At 70.7% G+C, this 18326-nt stretch carries 17 protein-coding genes; 6 read left to right on the top strand and 11 right to left on the bottom strand.

Translation table 11 applies throughout. The features are described from left to right. Positions 1–8 precede the first annotated feature (8 nt). Both ACIBK1_RS07160 and ACIBK1_RS07155 read left to right on the top strand, forming a co-directional pair. Positions 9–929, top strand: coding sequence for a phosphotransferase (locus ACIBK1_RS07160; RefSeq protein ID WP_396733030.1), 921 nt, complete (start codon positions 9–11; stop codon positions 927–929). An 11-nt stretch (positions 930–940) separates the two neighbouring features. Continuing rightward, positions 941–2488, top strand: coding sequence for an amino acid permease (locus tag ACIBK1_RS07155; protein WP_030510800.1), 1548 nt, complete (start codon positions 941–943; stop codon positions 2486–2488). Positions 2489–2492: 4 nt separating this feature from the next. Here ACIBK1_RS07155 and lipB read toward each other — a convergent pair whose 3' ends face one another. The 6 genes from lipB to ACIBK1_RS07125 form a co-directional block, all read right to left on the bottom strand. Continuing rightward, positions 2493–3128, bottom strand: a complete 636-nt coding sequence (lipB, locus tag ACIBK1_RS07150; protein WP_197042829.1) for a lipoyl(octanoyl) transferase LipB — start codon at positions 3126–3128, stop codon at positions 2493–2495. A 54-nt stretch (positions 3129–3182) separates the two neighbouring features. After that, complete coding sequence (locus tag ACIBK1_RS07145) at positions 3183–3398, bottom strand: PspC domain-containing protein (RefSeq protein WP_030510798.1); 216 nt, start codon at positions 3396–3398, stop codon at positions 3183–3185. A gap of 117 nt (positions 3399–3515) precedes the next feature. Beyond that, complete coding sequence (locus ACIBK1_RS07140; protein WP_030510797.1) at positions 3516–4328, bottom strand: ABC transporter ATP-binding protein; 813 nt, start codon at positions 4326–4328, stop codon at positions 3516–3518. Beyond that, positions 4325–5371, bottom strand: coding sequence for a FecCD family ABC transporter permease (locus ACIBK1_RS07135; RefSeq protein ID WP_396733026.1), 1047 nt, complete (start codon positions 5369–5371; stop codon positions 4325–4327). The genes ACIBK1_RS07140 and ACIBK1_RS07135 overlap by 4 nt, the downstream gene beginning before the upstream one ends. Continuing rightward, positions 5368–6390: a FecCD family ABC transporter permease gene (locus ACIBK1_RS07130; protein ID WP_030510795.1), complete on the bottom strand. Its 1023-nt coding sequence runs from the start codon at positions 6388–6390 to the stop codon at positions 5368–5370. Before ACIBK1_RS07130 ends, ACIBK1_RS07135 begins: the two co-directional genes overlap by 4 nt. Positions 6391–6423: 33 nt before the next feature. Continuing rightward, a complete protein-coding gene (locus tag ACIBK1_RS07125; RefSeq protein WP_396733022.1) occupies positions 6424–7479 on the bottom strand; it encodes an ABC transporter substrate-binding protein in 1056 nt (351 codons plus the stop codon). A gap of 201 nt (positions 7480–7680) precedes the next feature. On the opposite strand from ACIBK1_RS07125, the gene ACIBK1_RS07120 reads away from it, so the two are divergent. Next, on the top strand, positions 7681–8259 hold the full coding sequence (locus ACIBK1_RS07120) for an LURP-one-related/scramblase family protein (protein WP_030510793.1): 579 nt from the start codon (positions 7681–7683) through the stop codon (positions 8257–8259). A 209-nt stretch (positions 8260–8468) separates the two neighbouring features. Next, the gene (gene rho / locus ACIBK1_RS07115; RefSeq protein ID WP_396733019.1) at positions 8469–9611 is read left to right on the top strand and encodes a transcription termination factor Rho; all 1143 of its coding nucleotides are present in this window, start codon (positions 8469–8471) and stop codon (positions 9609–9611) included. On the opposite strand, the gene ACIBK1_RS07110 is transcribed toward rho, so the two are convergent. From ACIBK1_RS07110 to deoC, 3 genes are all read right to left on the bottom strand, one after another. Further along, complete coding sequence (locus ACIBK1_RS07110; RefSeq protein WP_030510791.1) at positions 9608–10480, bottom strand: aldehyde dehydrogenase family protein; 873 nt, start codon at positions 10478–10480, stop codon at positions 9608–9610. The two genes, rho and ACIBK1_RS07110, sit on opposite strands and share 4 nt — an antisense overlap. Before the next feature lie 212 nt (positions 10481–10692). After that, positions 10693–12120 (bottom strand): aldehyde dehydrogenase family protein, encoded by a 1428-nt coding sequence (locus tag ACIBK1_RS07105; protein ID WP_030510790.1) that lies wholly within the window; start codon positions 12118–12120, stop codon positions 10693–10695. A gap of 15 nt (positions 12121–12135) precedes the next feature. Beyond that, on the bottom strand, positions 12136–13128 hold the full coding sequence (gene deoC / locus ACIBK1_RS07100; protein ID WP_030510789.1) for a 2-deoxyribose-5-phosphate aldolase: 993 nt from the start codon (positions 13126–13128) through the stop codon (positions 12136–12138). Positions 13129–13335: 207 nt separating this feature from the next. On the opposite strand from deoC, the gene ACIBK1_RS07095 reads away from it, so the two are divergent. Together ACIBK1_RS07095 and ACIBK1_RS07090 are read left to right on the top strand one after the other, a co-directional pair. Further along, positions 13336–13503 carry a hypothetical protein gene (locus tag ACIBK1_RS07095; RefSeq protein WP_156081123.1) on the top strand — a complete coding sequence of 56 codons (168 nt, stop codon included), beginning with the start codon at positions 13336–13338 and terminating at the stop codon, positions 13501–13503. A 116-nt stretch (positions 13504–13619) separates the two neighbouring features. Beyond that, positions 13620–16484 (top strand): ATP-binding protein, encoded by a 2865-nt coding sequence (locus tag ACIBK1_RS07090; protein ID WP_396733016.1) that lies wholly within the window; start codon positions 13620–13622, stop codon positions 16482–16484. Here ACIBK1_RS07090 and ACIBK1_RS07085 read toward each other — a convergent pair. Next, the gene (locus ACIBK1_RS07085) at positions 16481–17050 is read right to left on the bottom strand and encodes a TMEM165/GDT1 family protein (RefSeq protein ID WP_363417178.1); all 570 of its coding nucleotides are present in this window, start codon (positions 17048–17050) and stop codon (positions 16481–16483) included. The two genes, ACIBK1_RS07090 and ACIBK1_RS07085, sit on opposite strands and share 4 nt — an antisense overlap. Before the next feature lie 213 nt (positions 17051–17263). Further along, positions 17264–18313: a UDP-N-acetylmuramate dehydrogenase gene (locus ACIBK1_RS07080; RefSeq protein ID WP_030510786.1), complete on the bottom strand. Its 1050-nt coding sequence runs from the start codon at positions 18311–18313 to the stop codon at positions 17264–17266. Positions 18314–18326: the final 13 nt, after the last annotated feature.

The following is an 18326-nucleotide window of genomic DNA, read 5'->3' as shown; positions in this document are numbered from 1 at the left end:
AGCCGGGCATGCCAGATCCCGTCGCAGACGCAATGGATCTCGTCACGGCCTGGGCCGGGCGGCCTCTGACCTTCACGACGATCAAGGGCGGGCTCAGCCACCACATCGCCAGGGTCGACAGCGAGGACGGCGACCGCTGGCTCCTGCGGGTGCTCGACCCGCGCATCGCCGAGACCGGCCTCGGCATCCCGCTCGACCAGGAGATCGCCAACACGGTCGCCGCCGCGGCGTCCGGGATCGGCCCCCGCGTCGTCCACGTGCTGCCGGGCGTCCTCCTCCTGGAGTACGTCGAGGGGGTCACCCTCGACGTCCCGGCCGTGGCCGCGCGGATCGAGGAGGTGGCGGACGCCTGCCGCCGCCTGCACGCCGGTCCTCGCTTCGGCAACGACTTCTCTATCTTCGGCAAGCTCCGGGAGTTCGTGGCGCGGTGCCGCGCCCACGGCCTGGCCCTCCCCGACGGCTATGAGGACGTGCTGCCGGCCGTGGCCGACATCGAGGCGGCGCTGGCCCGGCGCCCGTTCCCCACGGTGCCCTGCCACAACGACCTGCTGGCCGAGAACCTGATCGCCACCGGCGATGGCGTCCGGATCGTCGACTACCAGCTCTCCGGCAACAACGACCCCTGTTTCGAGCTGGGGGACATCGCCGCCGAATCCGACTTCGATCCCGACCAGGTCGTACGGCTCACGCGGGGCTACTTCGGCGACGACGAGCAAGTCCCCCGGGTGCGGCTGAACCTGATCATGTCCAACCTCACCTGGACGCTCTGGTTCGTCATCCACGAGGGGCTGGTCCGCGACGGGGCCCTGCCCGGGTTCGACTACTCCGCCGAGGCCGCAGACAAGTTCGCCCAAGCCGTACGCGACCTCGGAAATCCCAGCTTCGGACGCCTGCTCGACGGCGTCCGGAAACTCCGCACCAGTAGTTAGAGGAGGCCTCAGTGGCGCAAGCCCTCGACGACGACGCCAAACGACTAGCGGAACTCGGCTACAAGCAGGAACTGGCCCGCACCTGGAGCGGGTTCTCCAACTTCGCGATCTCCTTCTCCATCATCTCGATCCTGGCCGGGTGTTTCACCACCTTCAGCCAGGCGTGGAACAACGGCGGACCCCTTGCGATCTCCATCGGCTGGCCGCTGATCTCGGCGTTCATCCTGATCATCGGGTTCTGCATGGCGGAGCTGGTCTCCGCGTACCCCACGGCGGGCGGCATCTACTGGTGGGCCGCCAAGCTGGGCGGGCCCGTCCACGGCTGGTTCACCGGCTGGCTCAACCTGATCGGCCTGATCGCGGTGACCGCGTCGGTAGACTACGGCTGCGCGACGTTCCTGAACATCACGATCGGGCGGTTCAGCGACTCCTGGGCGAACGGCAACGCGCTGCACCAGACCTTCCTGCTGTTCGCGATCGTCCTGGTGCTGCACGCGTTGATCAACATCTTCAGCCACCGCCTGATCTCACTGCTGCAGAACGTCTCGGTGTGGTGGCACGTGTTCGGCGCGGCGGCCGTCGTGCTGATCCTGATCTTCGGCCCGTCGAAGCACCAGGATGTGGGCTTCCTGTTCGAGACGTTCAACAACTCCGGCTTCGGCGACGGCGACTCGGGCCCGACGTTCTGGCTGTACGTGCTGCCGCTGGGCTTCCTGCTCACGCAGTACACGATCACCGGCTTCGACGCCTGCGCCCACGTGTCGGAGGAGACCCACGGCGCGGCCCGCACCGCCGCCAAGGGCCTGTGGCAGTCGATCTTCTACTCCGCGATCGGCGGCTGGGTCCTGCTGCTGTCGTTCCTGTTCGCGGCCACGAACGTGGACGCCGTCAACGCCGAGGGCGGCTTCGTGGGGGCCATCTTCACCTCGTCGCTGTCGTCCACCCTCGCCACCGTCATCTTCGGCATCTCCACGATCGGGCAGTTCTTCTGCGGCATGAGCTGCGTGACCTCGATGTCGCGGATGACGTACGCGTTCTCCCGGGACGGCGCGGTGCCGGGCTGGCGGCTGTGGTCGAAGGTCGACCGCAACCGCACGCCGGTCAACGCGATCATCGCCGGTTGCGGGGTCGCGCTGCTGATCACGCTGCCGGCGCTCTACGCGCCCGAGGGCACGACGACCCCCGTGGCGTTCCTCGCCGTGGTGTCCATCGCGGTGATCGGGCTCTACCTCGCGTTCCTCATCCCGATCTGGCTGCGCCTGCGCGCCGGGGACTCCTTCCAGCCCGGGCCCTGGACACTCGGACGCAAGTACAAGGTGCTGTCCTGGATCGCCGTGGTCGAGATCGCGATCATCTCGATCTACTTCATCCTGCCCATCGCCCCCGCGGGCGTCCCGGGCAACAAGGACTTCGCCTGGACGTCGGTGAACTACGCCCCCATCGCCGTGGGCGCCGTGCTCATCGGCATCGCCCTGTGGTGGCACCTGTCGGCCAAGCACTGGTTCGCCGGCCCTCGCCGTACGGTCGACGACGCGGGTGACCGCGAACCGGTCGCGTAACCCCTCAGGAGGCCTCGAACGCCTCCGCGACGACTCGGCGGGTCTCCTCCATGGAGGCCCGTCCGAGCTCGCGGGCGATCGAGGTCATCTGCACGTCGGGCATTCCGCACGGGACCGCGAGGTCCCACGGCGTGAGGTCGCCGTCCACGTTGAGCGCGAAGCCGTGGCTGGTGACCGACCGGCTCGACCGCATGCCGATCGAGACGATCTTCCGCCCGGTGTCCCGGGTCCACACGCCCGTGAGCAGCTCCGACCCGGGCGGGGTGTCGCGCCGCTCGGCCGGGACGCCCAGCGTGCCCAGCGCCTCGACCAGCCGCAGCTCGACCTCGCGGATGTAGTCGACCACGCCCTCGCCGGTCCGCAGCTTCACGACGAGATAGCCGACGAGCTGCCCGGGCCCGTGATAGGTGAGCTGGCCGCCGCGGCCGGTCGGCACCACGGGGATGCCGGCCGACGGGTCGGGCAGGTGGGTCTCCAGCGTCCGCTTGCCGATCGTGAAGACCGGCGGGTGGCTGAGCAGCCACAACGTGTCGGGCCGCGCGTCGTCCTGTCGTTCCTCGACCAGCGCGTCCATGCGCTCCATGGCCTTCTCGTAGTCGACCAGCTCGTCCTGGACCAGCGTCAGGGGCCGTTGCCGCATCATCGCTCACCTCTCCTGATGTGAGCATAAACGGGCCCGCGCGGTGGCTGCCGCCTACCTCCGCCCGTACGAGTAGTCGTAGCCCGGGGCGGAGGCGGCCGGGGCCTTGGGGAACAGCACCCACATGATGAGGTAGGCCACGAACTGCGGACCGGGCAGAATGCAGGACAGCAGGAACAGCACCCGCACGACCGTCGGCGACATGCCGTACCGGTCCGCGATCCCCCCGCAGACGCCAGCGATGATCTTGTGCTGTCTCGATCGGTACATCGATCGGCTCCTTTCGTCATCCGGTTCAACGGACGGCCGTGGAAGTCACGTTCCACGAGGAACCCTGAGAAAACCCCGATCCGCCGACCCTGAGGCAACCCCAGAGGTGACGGGGGCCTATCCGTGCTGCCAGGGCGCGCCCGGCACGACCAGCGGGCCGCCCGTGACCGGGTCCGGTACGACGACGGAGGCGAGTCCGAAGACGTCGTGGACCAGATCGGCGGTGATGACCTCGTCCGGTGTTCCCTGGGCGACGATGCGTCCCGCCTTCATGGCGATGAGGTGGTCGGCGTAGCGGGCGGCCTGGTTGAGGTCGTGCAGGACGACGACGACGGTCCGGCCGCGCTCACGGTTGAGCTGCCGCACCAGGTCGAGCACCTCCACCTGGTGCGCGATGTCGAGGTAGGTCGTCGGCTCGTCGAGCAGCAGGAGGTCGGTGTCCTGGGCGAGGGCCATCGCGATCCAGGCCCGCTGCCGCTGGCCGCCGGACAGCTCGTCGACCAGCCGCTCCGCGAGGTCGCCGGTCGCGGTGCGGTCCATCGCCTCGCCGACGGCCCGCTCGTCCGCCTCCGTCCATTGCTGCCACCACTTGTGGTGTGGCTGCCGCCCGCGGGTGACCAGTTCGGAGACCGTGATGCCCTCCGGCGGCACGGGGGTCTGCGGCAGCAGCCCGATCTCCTGGGCGACGCGTTTGGTGGGGATGCGTGCCAGCTCGGCGCCGTCCAGCAGGACCGAGCCGCGCCGCGGCTTGAGCAGCCGGCCCAGCGCGCGCAGGAGGGTGGACTTGCCGCACGCGTTGGGCCCGATGATGACGGTGACCCGCCCGTCCGGGATCTCCAGGTCGAGGCCGTCGACGACCGTACGGTCCTCGTACGTGAGCACGAGCCCTTCGGCCCTCAGGCGGTTCCCGGTCGTGCTGTCGCCGGTCATCTGGCACCTCCGGAACGGCTGCGAGTGCGGACGATCAGCCACATCAGATACGGAGCGCCCACCGCCGCGGTGAACACGCCGACCGGCAGCTCGATCGGGGAGAACAGCTTGCGGGCCAGCAGATCCGCGATGGTCACGATCAGGGCGCCGGTCAGCGCGGAGCCGAGCAGGGGGATCTGTGCGGTGCGGGTGAGGCGGCGGGCGATCTGCGGGGCGAGCAGCGCGACGAAGTCGACCGGGCCCGCCGCGGCCGTCGCCACCGACGCCAGCACGACGCCGAGGACGGTCAGGCACAGGCGGACCCGGCCGAGCCGTACGCCGAGAGCGGTCGCCGTGTCGTCGTCGAACGACACGGTGCGCTGGGCCCGGGCCGCCCAGAGCAGCGCCGGCGTCAGCACGAGCAGGATCGAGGCGAGCGGTGCGGCGTGGTCGTAGCCGCGGCCGTTCAGCGATCCGGTGAGCCAGACCTTGGCCTGCTGGGCCACCAGGTAGTCGCCCTTGGTGAGGAACAGCTGCGTCAGGGAGCCGAGGGCCACCGAGATGCCGATGCCGATGAGCACGAAGCGCGAGGCGTGCAGGCCCTTGCGCCACGCGAACACGTAGACCAGCGAAGCGGCCGCCAGGCCGCCGAGGATCGAGACGTACGGCAGGGTGTCGTACGCCGCGACGTTGAAGGTCATCGCGGCGACGGTCGCCGCGCCCGCGCCCTGTGTCACCCCGATCACGTCCGGGCTGGCGAGCGGATTGCGCGCCACGGTCTGGATGAAGGACCCGGCGACGCCGAAGGCGGCGCCGGCGAGCAGACCGACCACGAGGCGGGGCATCCGCAGGGTGCCGACCACGAACGCGTCGGGGCTCGGCTGCCCCGCGAGTATGCGTACGACCTGCGCGGGGCTGACGAAGGACTCGCCGACGCACAGATAGGCGACGGCGGTCACCGCGAGCGCCACGCCGAGCAGGGCGGCGACGAGGGCCGCCCTGCGGTGCAGCAGGAAGCTGCCCCGCCCCGCGCGCAGGACGGCGAAGCCCGCAGGACGTGTCATGCCGCCACCACCGCTTTCCGCCGCACCAGGGCGATCAGGAACGGCACGCCGAGCAGTGCGGTCATGACGGCCACCGGCACCTCCGAGGGCGGGAAGACGATGCGGCCGAGGACGTCGGCGACCAGGAGCATCACGGGACCGAGCAGCGCCGCCGCGGGTAGGACCCAGCGGTGGTCGGTGCCCACGAGCGCCCGCGCGATGTGCGGGACGGCCAGGCCGGTGAAGGCGATCGGACCGGCGGCGGCGACCGCCACGCCGGTCAGGACGGTCGCGCCGAGCCCTCCGAGGATCCGCAGCAGGGGGACGTTGTGGCCGAGCCCCTTGGCCACGTCCTCGCCGAGCGCGAGCGCGTCGAGCCCCCGGGCCATCGCGGCGACCAGCAGCAGCCCCACGAGGAGGAACGGCCAGGTCTGACCGGCGATCTCGGCGCTCCGGCCGCTGAGCGAGCCGACGTGCCAGAACCGGAACTCGTCCAGGGCGCCGGCGTCGGTGGTCGTTATGCCGGAGACCACGGAGGCCAGCAGGGCGTTCATCGCGGTGCCGGCCAGGGCGAGCGTGACCGGGGTGGCGCCGCCGCGCCCGCCGCTGGCGACGACGTAGACGGCGACGGTCGCGATCCCCGCACCTGCGAAGGCGAACCACACATAACCGCTCGGCGAGTGCACTCCGAAGAACGCGATCGCGCACACGACGCCCACGGAAGCGCCCTGGCTGACGCCCAGGATGCCGGGCTCGGCGATGGGATTACGGGTGATGCCCTGCATGACCGTGCCGGCCACGGCGAGGGCGACGCCGGCCATCACCCCGATGAGGGTGCGAGGCACCCGTAACGACCGCACGACGTGGGCGTCGCCACTGCCGCCGCCGTGCGTCAGGGCGTCCACCACGACGCTCGGCGCGATCTGGCGGCTGCCCACCGCGAGGCTGAGCAGCACGGCGAGGACCAGCAGTCCGGCGAGGACCAGCAGGAGCGCGCCCCCGGCCGTCGGGCCGATGCGGCGTCGGGTAGCGCGGGACATTCGTTCGCTCTCTCGGAGTACGGGACCGCGCGCCTATCCGGCCAGGTACCTCTCCAGATCCCCGACGACCTCCATCGCGGCGGTGACTCCGAGGCCGAGATACCAGGTCTCGTCCGGGACCTCGTAGGCGTGCCCCGCCTTGACCGCCTTGAGGTTCGCCCACAGCGGATTGCCCTGGACCGCCGACTTGTCGGTGGCCTTCGGATCGCCGTAGACACCGGTGAAGATGACGTCGGCGTCCGCCTGGTCGATGTTCTCCGCGCTCACCTCCGCGGCGAGGTCGGGGATGTCCTGGTTGGCCGGGCGCGGGATGCCGGCGTCCTTGAGGATGGTGCCGATGAAGGAGGCGTTGGCGTAGAGCCGGATCACGCCGTTGGGCATAAAGCGCACCATCGAGACGACGGGCTTGTGGTCGCCCAGCTTCGCGCCGAGGTCCTTCACCTTGCGGTCGTACTCGGCGAGTTTCGCCTTGGCCTCTTCAGTCTTGTCGAGGGCGGCCGCGTTGAGGAGGTAGTTCTCCTTCCAGGTGAACCCGGGACGGATGGAGAACACGGTGGGGGCGATCTTCGACAGCTCGTCGTACTGCTCGGCGGCGCGCAACTGGCTGCCGAGGATCAGGTCCGGGTGCAGCCCGGCGATCGCCTCCAGGTTGAGGTTGTTGATCGTGCCGATGTTCTGCGGGGTGCCGGCGTCCTGCTTCAGGTAGGACGGCAGCTCGGGAGAGCCCTCGCTGGGCGCGAAGCCGACCGGCTTGACGCCCAGGGACACAACGTTGTCGAGCTCTCCGACGTCCAGGACGACGACCCGCGTGGGCTGCGCCTTGATCTCGGTCGTGCCCATGGCGTGGGTGACGGTGCGCGGCCACTCGCCCGGTTTGGCGGTGGTGCCCATAGCGGCGGTCTTCTCCGCGGCGGTGCCGAAGTCCGCGCCGCCCTTGGCGACGGCCTTCTGGGCGGCCTCGGCGGCGGGCTTGCCCGAGCCGGTGCCGGTGCCGGTGCCGGTGCCGGAGGATGCGCCGCAGCCGACCAGTGAGAGTGCGACTGCGACGGCGCCGATACCGAGACCGATACCGCGGTGCCGGAGAGACATACGGAGACTCCCTGCCAAGGCTCTATTTAGGTAAGGCTTACCTTATAGGGATGTTCCCTTGGAGCTACAAGCCCGAAAAGTGTGGTTATGGTCACTGACGGCCGTCCGGCGCACCGGCCGTCGATTCGACGGCATCTCACTGGTGATCTTCTTCGGGAAGAGGGCATATAGGGAGACAAACGACCGTCCTTGGAGTCTCGCATGGAATTAGCGGCCCTGCAGGCACAGACCCGCCTGTACCTGCGCCAGAAGATCACCATGATGGTGAACAGGTACGTCGTCCATGTGGCTGACCCCGACGGTTCGGAAGGCGAGGCCGTGGCCTTCGCCGAGCAGAAGCGGATGGCCCTCAAGGAGCAGGTGACGCTCTACACGGACGAGTCACGCCAGGCGGCGCTGGCCGGGTTCAAGGCGCGCAAGGTCCTCGACCTCGCGGGTGAGTACGACGTGGTGGACGACACCGGGAACTCCATCGGGACGTTCCGCAAGGACTTCGGCCGGTCGCTGCTCCGCTCGACCTGGCACCTCCAGCAGCCGGGACTGCCGACGCTGACCGGGCAGGAGCGGCGCCTGACGGTCGCCCTGTTACGCCGGTTCTCCGACTCCCTGGAGTGGCTGCCGTACCACTTCGACTTCAGCATCGGCGCCTCGATCGCGTTCTCGGTCGACCGCAGGTGGGGACTGCGCGACCGGTACGCCATCGAGATCCGCGATCCGCGCCTCGACCGCCGCCTGGTCATCGCCATGGCCGTGGCGCTCGACGCCTTGCAGTCCCGGTAGCGCGATCATGAGGAATCACCGCGGCCGGTGAGCCTGTTATAGTCAGCGGCAAGTCGTATGGTTCTGGCTCTGTCTGTGAGCCCATACGCGCCCCACACTCCGGTCGGCCTTCCTGCTTCGGCCTCTCCGTGAAACCCGCGCGAATCCCGCTCCGGCAGGCGATCGCGCCCACCCACGCTTTCCCAGACATCTCCAGCCCGAGGAGTTCCATGACCACCACCACTCTCAGCGTTCCCAAGCCGCGCGGCGTTACCCGCACCAGGCCGGCCCGTACGAAGGACACCCCGGCCACCGAGGTCACCGGCCTGCTCGACAGGTCGGGCAGGAACACGGTGATCCGTACGAACGGCTACCTGCCCGGCCCGAAGGACGTGACGGTCCCGGCCGCGCTCGCGGACGCGCTCGACCTGCGCCGCGGCGACCAGGTCCGCGGCGTCGCCCAGAACGGCAGGCTCACCGCCGTCACGATCGTGAACGGCGAGCCCGTGGACACCGCGAGACCGCACTTCGCCGACCTCGTGCCGATCCACCCCGACGAGCCGCTGCGCCTGGAGACGACGCGGAACGTCCTGACCACACGGGTCATCGACCTGTTCGCGCCGATCGGCAAGGGCCAGCGCGGCCTGATCGTCGCCCCGCCGAAGGCCGGCAAGACGATGTTCCTCAAGTCCGTCGCGAACGCGATCACCACCAACCACCCCGAATGCCACCTCATGGTCGTCCTGGTGGACGAGCGGCCCGAGGAGGTCACCGACATGCGCGCGTCGGTCCAGGCCGAGGTGATCGCCTCGACCTTCGACCGCGCGCCCCAGGACCACATCACCGCGGCCGAGCTCGCCGTCGAGCGGGCCAAGCGGCTCGTGGAGGCGGGCCGTGACGTGGTCGTGCTCATCGACTCGATCACCCGCCTCGGCCGGGCGTACAACATGGCCGCGCCGAGCGGCGGACGCGTGCTCACGGGCGGCATGGACGCCCGGGCCCTGCACCAGCCCAAGAAGGTGCTCGGCGCCGCCCGCAACATCTCCGGCGGCGGCTCGCTCACGATCCTCGCCACCGCGCTGGTCGAGACCGGCTCGAAGATGGACGACAACCTCTTCGAGGAGTTCAAGAGCACCGGCAACATGGAGCTGAAGCTGAGCCGGAGCCTGGCCGACCGCCGCGTCTTCCCCGCCGTCGACGTCGTCGCCTCCGGCACGCGCCGTGAGGAACTGCTGCTCCACCCGGCGGAGCAGCCGCTGATCTGGCGGCTGCGCCGGGCGTTGCAGGACCAGGAGGCGTTCGAGCGCTTCCTCACCACGCTGAAGAACACGGGGACGAACGCCGAGCTCCTCCTGGCCCTCGCGAAAGGCTAGACCCCGATCGGATGCCAGACGGTCTTGGTCTCCAGGAACGCCGTCATCCGCTCGATGCCGGGGTCGGCGAGCCAGTCCACGCGATCCACCGGCGGCCGGAGCACCCGCTTGAGGTTCTCCGCGGCCAGTTCCTCACACGTGACGGCCAGCTCGGCGTCCGCGCCCGTCAGGTCGATGCCGTTGACGTCCATGTGGCCCGCGAGCCAGGGGGCGATCTCGGCGGCCGAGCCGGTGAGGATGTTCACCACCCCGCCCGGCAGATCGGAGGTCGCCAGCACCTCGGCCAGCGTGATCGCCGGCAGCGGCGCCCGCTCGCAGGCCACCACCACGCAGGTGTTGCCCGTCACGATCACCGGGGCGATCACGCTGACCAGCCCGAGCAGCGGTCCCTGCGGGGCGACCACGGCCACCACGCCGGTCGGCTCCGGGCTCGACAGGTTGAAGTACGGCCCGGCGACCGGGTTGGCCGACCCGAGGACCGCCCCGATCTTGTCGGACCAGCCCGCGTACCAGACCAGCCGGTCGACCGCCGCGTCCACCATCTCGCCGGCCTGCTTGGCCCCCACACCGCCCACGGCGGTGATCTCCGCGACGAACTGCGCGCGGCGGCCCTCCAGCATCTCGGCGATCCGGTACAGGATCTGGCCCCTGTTGTACGCCGTGGCGCCCGACCAGCCGGGGAACGCCTTCCGCGCGGCCGAGACCGCGTCCCTGGCGTCCTTACGCGAGGCCCTGGCCGCGTTGGCGATGAAGTCGCCCTTGGAGGAGGTCACGACATACGACCTTCCGCTCTCCGAACGCGGGAACGCGCCGCCGATGAACAGCTTGTACGTCTTGCGCACACTCAGGCGTTCGGTGCGCTCACTCATCGAAGGTTCCAATCTCCAGAGGACGGGCCGGCTGGTAGGTCTGGCCGCAGCGGCACACGCCGCCACGGTGCGCGAACCAGCCGTGCCGTACGGCGAAGCGGCGGGAGCGGCGGCCCCGGGAGAAGCCCTCCCCGGCACCGGCGCGCGCCCGGCGCGTCAGGCGGCGGCGCTGCCCGTCGGCGCACCTGCAGGACGGGCGGCCGGAGGAATGATCACAGCGCAAGATAGCCCTCCAGACCGTGCCGCCCGCCCTCGCGACCGTAGCCCGACTCCTTGAAGCCGCCGAACGGCGAGGCCGGGTCGAACCGGTTGAACGTGTTGGACCAGACGACGCCGGCCCGCAGCCGGGACGCCATCCACAGCATGAGCGAGGCCTTCTCGGTCCACACGCCCGCCGACAGCCCGTACGGCGTGTTGTTGGCCTTCTCCACCGCCTCGGCGGGGGTGCGGAAGGTCAGCACCGACAGCACCGGCCCGAAGATCTCCTCCCGGGCGATGCGGTGCGACTGGGCCACGCCGGTGAAGAGGGTGGGCGGGAACCAGTAGCCGCGGTCGGGGATCGGGCAGGCGGGCGACCAGCGCTCGGCGCCCTCGGCCTCCCCCGCCTCCGACAGCTCGCGGATCTTGGCGAGCTGCTCGGCCGAGTTGATCGCGCCGATGTCGGTGTTCTTGTCCAGCGGGTCGCCGAGCCGGAGCGTGCCGAGGCGCCGCTTGAGCGCCTCGAGCAGGTCGGCGGCGATCGACTCCTGCACCAGCAGCCGCGATCCGGCGCAGCAGACGTGGCCCTGGTTGAAGAAGATGCCGTTGACGATGCCCTCGACGGCCTGGTCCAGCGGCGCGTCGTCGAACACGATGTTGGCGGCCTTGCCGCCGAGCTCCAGCGTGAGCTTCTTGCGCGTCCCGGCGAGGCTCCTCGCGATGAGGCGGCCGACCTCGGTCGAGCCGGTGAAGGCGACCTTGTCCACGCCGGGGTGGTTGACGAGCGCGGCGCCCGTCCCGCCCGCGCCGGTGACGATGTTCACGACCCCCGGCGGCAGGTCGGCCTGACGGCAGATGTCGGCGAACGCCAGCGCGGTCAGCGGCGTGGTCTCGGCCGGCTTGAGTACGACCGTGTTGCCGCAGGCCAGCGCGGGCGCGATCTTCCAGGCCAGCATGAGCAGCGGGAAGTTCCACGGGATGACCTGCCCGGCCACGCCCAGCGGCCGGGGATCAGGGCCGAACCCCGCATAGGCCAGCTTGTCGGCCCAGCCGGCGTAGTAGAAGAAGTGGGCGGCCACCAGCGGGAGGTCCACGTCGCGGGACTCCCTGATCGGCTTGCCGTTGTCGAGCGTCTCCAGGACCGCCAGCTCACGCGCCCGTTCCTGGATGATCCGGGCGATCCGGAACAGGTACTTGGCCCGCTCCGCGCCCGGCATGGCCGACCACACGGGGAACGCCTTGGCCGCCGCCTGGACCGCGCGGTCGACGTCGGCCTCCCCCGCCCACGCGACCTCCGCGAGCACCTCCTCGGTGGCCGGGTTGACGGTCTTGTGGCGCTCCTCGCCCTGCGGCTCGACCCACTCGCCGTTGATGAAAAGGCCGTACGACGGCCGGATGTCGACGATGTCCCGCGACTCTGGTGCGGGTGCGTATTCGAACATGCCTCAGTCCAGCCCTCAGTCCAGCGTGAAGTAGTCGGGACCGGCGTACCGGCCGGTGGCCATCTTCTGCCGCTGCATGAGCAGGTCGTTCAGCAGCGAGGAGGCGCCGAGGCGGAACCAGTCGGGGTCGAGCCAGTCCGGCCCGGCGGTCTCGTTGACCAGCACCAGATACTTGATCGCGTCCTTGGTGGTGCGGATGCCGCCGGCGGGCTTCACGCCCACCTTGCGGCCGGTCGCGGCCAGGAAGTCGCGCACGGCCTCCAGCATGACGAGCGTCACCGGGAGCGTCGCGGCCGGCGACACCTTGCCGGTCGAGGTCTTGATGAAGTCCGCCCCGGCGATCATCGCGAGCCAGGAGGCCCGCCGCACGTTGTCGTACGTCGCGAGCTCGCCGGTCTCCAGGATCACCTTCAGATGCGCACCCTGCCCTCCCTGCGCACCTCCGGCACGACGCCCTCCCTGCGCGCCTCCGGCACGACCACAGGCCTCCTTGGTGGCGACGATCTCCTCGTACACCTTGAGGTAGTCGCCGGCGAGGAACGCGCCGCGGTCGATGACCATGTCGATCTCGGCCGCTCCCGCGGCCACGGCGAGGGACGTCTCGGCGACCTTCACCTCAAGGGAGGACCGGCCGCTGGGGAACGACGTGGCGACGGACGCCACCTTCACGCCGGATCCGGCGAGGGCCTCGACGGCGGTCGCGACCAGGTCGGGGTACACGCAGACGGCGGCGACCGGCGGCACGGAGGAGTCGCCGGGGTCGGGCCGCACCGCCTTCGCGCACATCGCCCTGACCTTGCCGGGGGTGTCCGCGCCTTCCAGGGTGGTGAGGTCGACCATCCGGATGGCCATGTCGATGGCCTGCTTCTTGGCGGTCGTCTTGATGGATCGCGTGCCCAGCATCGCGGCCCGGGCGTCCGCCCCGACCCTGTCGACCCCGGGAAGGCCGTGCAGGAACGCACGCAGCGTCGAGGGTGAGGAGGCGACCTCCGCGAGCGGAGTAGTCATAGTTGGCACGAGACCAGCATCCCCGACCACGCGGAATGATTCCAAACCCGGGGACCCAGGCGTTCCTAAGGCATCTCCTTACCCGCCTTAGAAGTCCTACGCCGTCGGGCCGTGCCAGAGATAGGGCATCCGCCCGATGTGCCGCACCACGCCTTAGACCGAACCTTGAGGAGTACGAGAAGAGACCCGAAACAAGGAGACGCTCTGATGGGTCCCGAACTGCACTACCAGGTAATGATCAACCGGGCGGCCGAGCTTCAGGAGGAGGCCGCCGCCCACCGCCGCGCCCGCCAGGCGCAGGCGGGCAGGAAGGCTCAGGAGCGCTCCGGCCAGCGCCGGCTGCGTGCGGCCTTCGGCAAGCTCCGCACCTCATGAGACGCGTACGAAGGCCCGGCCGGACCCTCCCTCCCGGCCGGGCCTTTCAGCCGCCGTGACAAGGGCTCCGAAAATTCAAGCGAACCCACGCAAAGGGTCATGACATGCTTGAGGACATGACACGCCGGGCGGTGAGCCCCGTTTTCGTCGGGCGGGGCGCGGAGCTGGAAACCCTGGGCGAGGCCTATGACCAGGCGCGCAAGCAGGCCACCGCGGCAGTGCTCATCGGGGGCGAGGCGGGCGTGGGGAAGACCCGCCTCGCCGGCCGGTTCGCTGAGCAGGCCGCGCAGGACGGCGCCCACGTGCTCGTCGGGGGCTGCGTGGAGCTGTCCGCGGAGGGCCTGGCCTACGCGCCGTTCACCGCCACGCTGCGGCAGCTCGTCCGGGAGTGCGGCGCGGCCGAGGTCGCCGCCCTGCTGCCCGACGGCGCCGCCCGCGACCTGGCCAGGCTGCTGCCCGAGTTCGGCGAGCCGAGCGGCGACGGCGAGACCGAGTCGGCCCGCGCCCGGCTGTTCGAGCTGATCCTCGCCCTGCTCGAGCGCCTCGCCGAGCGGCGGCCGGTGGTGCTCGTCATCGAGGACATCCACTGGGCCGACCGCTCCAGCCGGGACCTCATCGCCTTCCTCAGCCGCAACCTCAGGTCGGCTCCCGTCCTGATGGTCATGACATACCGCTCGGACGAGTTGCACCGCACCCATCCCCTGCGGCCGGTGCTGGCCGAGCTGGGGCGGGTCGACGGCGTGGTCCGGGTGGACCTGCCCCGCTTCACCCAGGACGAGGTCGCCGCGCAGATGGCCGGGATCCTCGGGGTGACCCCCGAGTTCGCCAACGTGGACCGGGTCTTCGACCGCAGCGGCGGCATCCCGCTGTTCGTGGAGGCGCTGCTCGACTGCGGCGACGAGTGCTCGTTCCCCGACTCGCTGCACGACCTGATCATCGGATCGGTGGAGCGGCTGCCCGAGGAGAGCCAGCGGGTGCTCAGGATCGCCGCCGCCGGGGGCGTGCGCGTCGGTCACGACCTGCTCGCGGCGGTCAGCGGCCTGTCCGACGTGGACCTGGAGAACGCGCTGCGGCCGGCCATCGCGGCCAACGTGCTGCAGGTGGCCGACGGCGGGGCGTACGCGTTCCGGCACGCCCTGATCCGCGAGGCGGTCCACGACGAGCTGCTGCCCGGCGAGCACGCGCGGATGCACGCGCGGTACGCCGAGGAGATCGACCGCGACCGCGCTCTGGTGCCCCCGGGCCGGGCGGCCATCGAGATCGCCCATCACTGGTACTCCGCGCGCGACGACCTGTGGGCGCTGATCTCGGCGTGGGAGGCGGCCGAGAAGGCGGCCAAGTCGTTCGCCTACACCGAGCAGATCCAGCTGCTCGAACGCGTGCTGACGCTGTGGGACAAGGTCCCCGACGCCGCCGAGCGCATCGGCCACGACCACTGCACGGTGCTGGAGCGAGCCTCTGAGGCGGCCTTCCTCAGCGGCGAAATGGAGCAGAGCCAGAAGTACGTGCGCGGCGCGCTGGCCGAGCTGGACGAGCAGACCTCCCCCGAGCGGGTGGCCGAACTGCTGGTCCGCATGGCCAACGTCAAGGCGCACAAGGGCAAGCCGGGAAGCCTGGAGTATCTGTGGCACGCCGAGCGGCTGGTCCCGGAGCCCGGCGACGTGCGCGCACTCGTGCTGACCCGGCTGGGCCAGACCCTGATGTGCGCCGACGGGGTCGCCGAGGGCACCGCGCTCACCGAGGAGGCGCAGCGCATCGCCCGCGAGATGGGTGACGAGGTGCAGGAGGCCGACCTCCTGATCAACCTGGCGCTCGGCCACTCCATCAACGGCGACCTGGAGACCACGTTCGCGCTCAACGAGCAGGCGCTGGCGATGGGCACCCGCCTGAACTCGCCCCGCATCATCCTGCGCGCCCTGGCCAACAACGTCGACGCCCTCGACAACCTCGGCCGTTCGGAAGAGGCCGTGGCGCTCGCGCTGGAGGGTGAGAAGCTCGCCCGGCGGTTCGGCAGGTTCCGCCACCAGGGCACGTTCATCGCCAACAACCGGGCGGAGGCGCTGGAGTCGCTCGGCCGGTGGGACGAGGCCGTCGAGATCATCGAGCGGTCCCTGACGATGGGACCGACCCTGCGCAACCGGTGGCACATGCTGCGGGTCCGCGCGGACATCGCGATCGCGCGCGGCGAAGAAACCCTCGCACAGGACATCCTCACCGAGGTCGGCGCCTTCTCCCCGCACCGGGACGAACAGACCCAGGAGTGGACGAACAACGTCCGCCTGCGTCTCGCGTGGCACCTGCTGCGCGGCGAGCCCCTGAAGGCCCTCGACGTGCTGGAGGGGGCGCTCGACGACCCGCCGCTGGCCCGCAAGGCCATGCTCGCCGGACGGCTGCTCGCCTCGGTCCGATACGTCTGCGACGCGGCGGCTCCGGTCGCCTCCGACCGGGTGGCCCACGTGCGGGGGCTGGGCGACCGGCTGGCCGTCAACCTGGGCGACGGTCCGGTGAACGAGGCGTTCGGGCTGGTCTACCGGGGCGAGTTCGACGCCGCGGCCGAGGCGTGGCGCCGGCTGGGCCGTCCGTACGTCCAGGCGAAGGCGCTCCTGCACGGCGCCACGGCCGCCGCCGCGAGCGGCGACCGCGAGGGGGCCTCGGCGCGGCTGCGCGAGGCCTGCCCGCTCGCGGTCGCGTTGCGCGCGGCCCCTCTGGTCGCCCAGATCGAGACGCTGGCCCGCCGCCTGGGCGCTCCTCTCTCCGGGCCCACGCCGTCCGAGCCCGTACGGCAGGCCGACCTGACCCCGCGCGAGCTGGAGGTGCTGCGCCTGGTGGCGGCCGGGCGCAGCAACCGGGACATCGCGGCGGAGCTGTTCATCTCGGCCAAGACCGTGAGCGTGCACGTGTCGAACATCCTGCCCAAGCTCGGCGTGTCGACCCGGGGCGAGGCCGCCGCCGCGGCCCACCGCCTGTCTCTACTCGATTAGGCGAACAGGGGTTCGACCAGCAGCAGCACGCCGAAGACGGCGAACGCGGCGGCCGCGCCATACTTGATCCACTTTTCGGGCAGGCGCGTGCCGAGGAACCGGCCCACCAGGATGGCCAGCGCGTCGGCGACGACCATGCCCACGGTCGAGCCGACCCACGTGCCGAACCAGCCGTGCTGGGTGGCCAGCGTGATGGTGGCGAGCATGGTCTTGTCGCCCAGCTCGCTGAGGAAGAACGCCACGGCGACGGCGATGAACGCGTTGCGGGTGGTCTTGGCCGCCTTGCCCTTCTCCTCCTCGGTGAGCTCGTCGCCGCGCAGCGTCCACGCCGCGAAGGCGAGGAACGCCAGGCCCGCGATGATCGAGATGGCGGTGGTGGGGAGGGCGTCGCCGACGACCCTGCCGAGGCCGACGCTGACGAGATGGACGAGCGCGGTCGCCACGGTGATTCCGGCGAGCACCGGCCCCGTCTTGAACCGGGTCGCGAAGGTCAGGGCCATGAGCTGGCTCTTGTCGCCGAGCTCCGCCACGAAGATGACGACGAGGGAGATCCAGAGGGCTTGCACGGGGTCGCCTTCCTACAGGGGAGATGCGACCGGGCCGCCGTGCGTCACCCGGGGAGTTCGGGCACGACTTCGGCCCGGCAGCATGTGATCATGACTGTCGGGCCGAAGGTCTCGTCCGCCACGAGGGCTCCACGACCGGGCGGACGAACCGCCAGTGTGTCGATCAGTGGATTTCGGACTACTCCCCTTCGGTGTTGTCCCAGTTTAACCGAGCTAAAGACTTGCTCCCACCAGCACGGGCTCGTTGACCAGCCACACCCCGAACTTCTCGTGCACGCCCTCGCGCACCTCGCGGGCCAGCGCCAGCAGCTCGGCCGCGCCCGCCTCGCCCGTGGGATTGGTGAGGGCCAGCGTGTGCTTGGTCGAGATGCGGACCCGGCCCCTCTCGTAGCCCTTGGGGAACCCGGCGTTCTCGATCAGCCATGCCGCCGGCACCTTGACCATGCCGTCGGGCGTGTCCCAGCGCGGATGGCCGGGGGCCCGCAGCGCCAGGGCCGCCGCCTCCTCCGGGCCGAGCACGGGATTGGTGAAGAACGACCCGGCGCTGCGCGTGTCCGGGTCGCCGGGGTCGAGCACCATGCCCTTGCCCCGTCGCAGCTCCAGCACCGCCTCCCGCGCGTCGGCCAGCGGCACCCGCGCGCCGATCTCCGCACCGAGCCGCGCGGCCAGCTCCTTGTAGGCCACGGGCCCCGACAGCGGGGAGCGCTCCAGGGCATAGGTGACGGCCAGCACGACGTGCCGGTCGGGGTCGTGCTTGAACGCGCTGTGCCGGTAGGCGAAGCCGCACTCGGCCGCCGTGAGGTCCCTCACCTCGCCGGCCCTCCGGTCGTACACGCGGACGACGGCGACGGTCTGCGAGACGTCCTGCCCGTACGCGCCGACGTTCTGGATCGGGGTGGAGCCCACCAGCCCGGGAACGCCCGACAGGCATTCGACCCCCGACCAGCCCTCGGCGACGCAGCGGGCGACCAGGGCGTCCCAGTCCTCCCCCGCCTGCACGGTGACCCGCGCGCGGCCGTTCTCGGATGTTGCTTCCACGCCCCGGGTGGCGACGCGCACCACGAGCCCGTCGAACCCGTCGTCGGACACCACGAGGTTGCTGCCACCGCCGAGCACCAGCACGGGCTCGCCCTCACGGTCGGCCTCGGCCACGATCGCGACCAGCTCGTCCTGCGTCCGCGCCTGCGTGAACGCCCGGGCCGGTCCGCCCGTCCGCAACGTCGTGTACGGGGCGAGCGGCACCCCTGCCAACCGGTCAGCCATCGGTCTCCTCGCA

The organism is Microbispora rosea, assembly GCF_044460045.1.
GTDB classification, from domain to species: domain Bacteria; phylum Actinomycetota; class Actinomycetes; order Streptosporangiales; family Streptosporangiaceae; genus Microbispora; species Microbispora rosea.
The sequence above is the reverse complement of the archived record's forward strand: the minus strand, read 5'-3'. Positions and strand labels throughout refer to the sequence as shown.

Excerpts from the sequence above, each read along its gene's own strand:
- deoC (WP_030510789.1), bottom strand. The coding sequence starts at position 13,128 with ATGACTACTCCGCTCGCGGAGGTCGCCTCCTCACCCTCGACGCTGCGT.
- ACIBK1_RS07125 (WP_396733022.1), bottom strand. The coding sequence starts at position 7,479 with ATGTCTCTCCGGCACCGCGGTATCGGTCTCGGTATCGGCGCCGTCGCA.
- lipB (WP_197042829.1), bottom strand. The coding sequence starts at position 3,128 with ATGCGGCAACGGCCCCTGACGCTGGTCCAGGACGAGCTGGTCGACTAC.
- ACIBK1_RS07095 (WP_156081123.1), top strand. The coding sequence starts at position 13,336 with ATGGGTCCCGAACTGCACTACCAGGTAATGATCAACCGGGCGGCCGAG.
- rho (WP_396733019.1), top strand. The coding sequence starts at position 8,469 with ATGACCACCACCACTCTCAGCGTTCCCAAGCCGCGCGGCGTTACCCGC.
- ACIBK1_RS07135 (WP_396733026.1), bottom strand. The coding sequence starts at position 5,371 with ATGACACGTCCTGCGGGCTTCGCCGTCCTGCGCGCGGGGCGGGGCAGC.
- ACIBK1_RS07120 (WP_030510793.1), top strand. The coding sequence starts at position 7,681 with ATGGAATTAGCGGCCCTGCAGGCACAGACCCGCCTGTACCTGCGCCAG.
- ACIBK1_RS07160 (WP_396733030.1), top strand. The coding sequence starts at position 9 with ATGCCAGATCCCGTCGCAGACGCAATGGATCTCGTCACGGCCTGGGCC.
- ACIBK1_RS07130 (WP_030510795.1), bottom strand. The coding sequence starts at position 6,390 with ATGTCCCGCGCTACCCGACGCCGCATCGGCCCGACGGCCGGGGGCGCG.
- ACIBK1_RS07105 (WP_030510790.1), bottom strand. The coding sequence starts at position 12,120 with ATGTTCGAATACGCACCCGCACCAGAGTCGCGGGACATCGTCGACATC.
- ACIBK1_RS07140 (WP_030510797.1), bottom strand. The coding sequence starts at position 4,328 with ATGACCGGCGACAGCACGACCGGGAACCGCCTGAGGGCCGAAGGGCTC.
- ACIBK1_RS07110 (WP_030510791.1), bottom strand. The coding sequence starts at position 10,480 with ATGAGTGAGCGCACCGAACGCCTGAGTGTGCGCAAGACGTACAAGCTG.
- ACIBK1_RS07145 (WP_030510798.1), bottom strand. The coding sequence starts at position 3,398 with ATGTACCGATCGAGACAGCACAAGATCATCGCTGGCGTCTGCGGGGGG.
- ACIBK1_RS07080 (WP_030510786.1), bottom strand. The coding sequence starts at position 18,313 with ATGGCTGACCGGTTGGCAGGGGTGCCGCTCGCCCCGTACACGACGTTG.
- ACIBK1_RS07090 (WP_396733016.1), top strand. The coding sequence starts at position 13,620 with ATGACACGCCGGGCGGTGAGCCCCGTTTTCGTCGGGCGGGGCGCGGAG.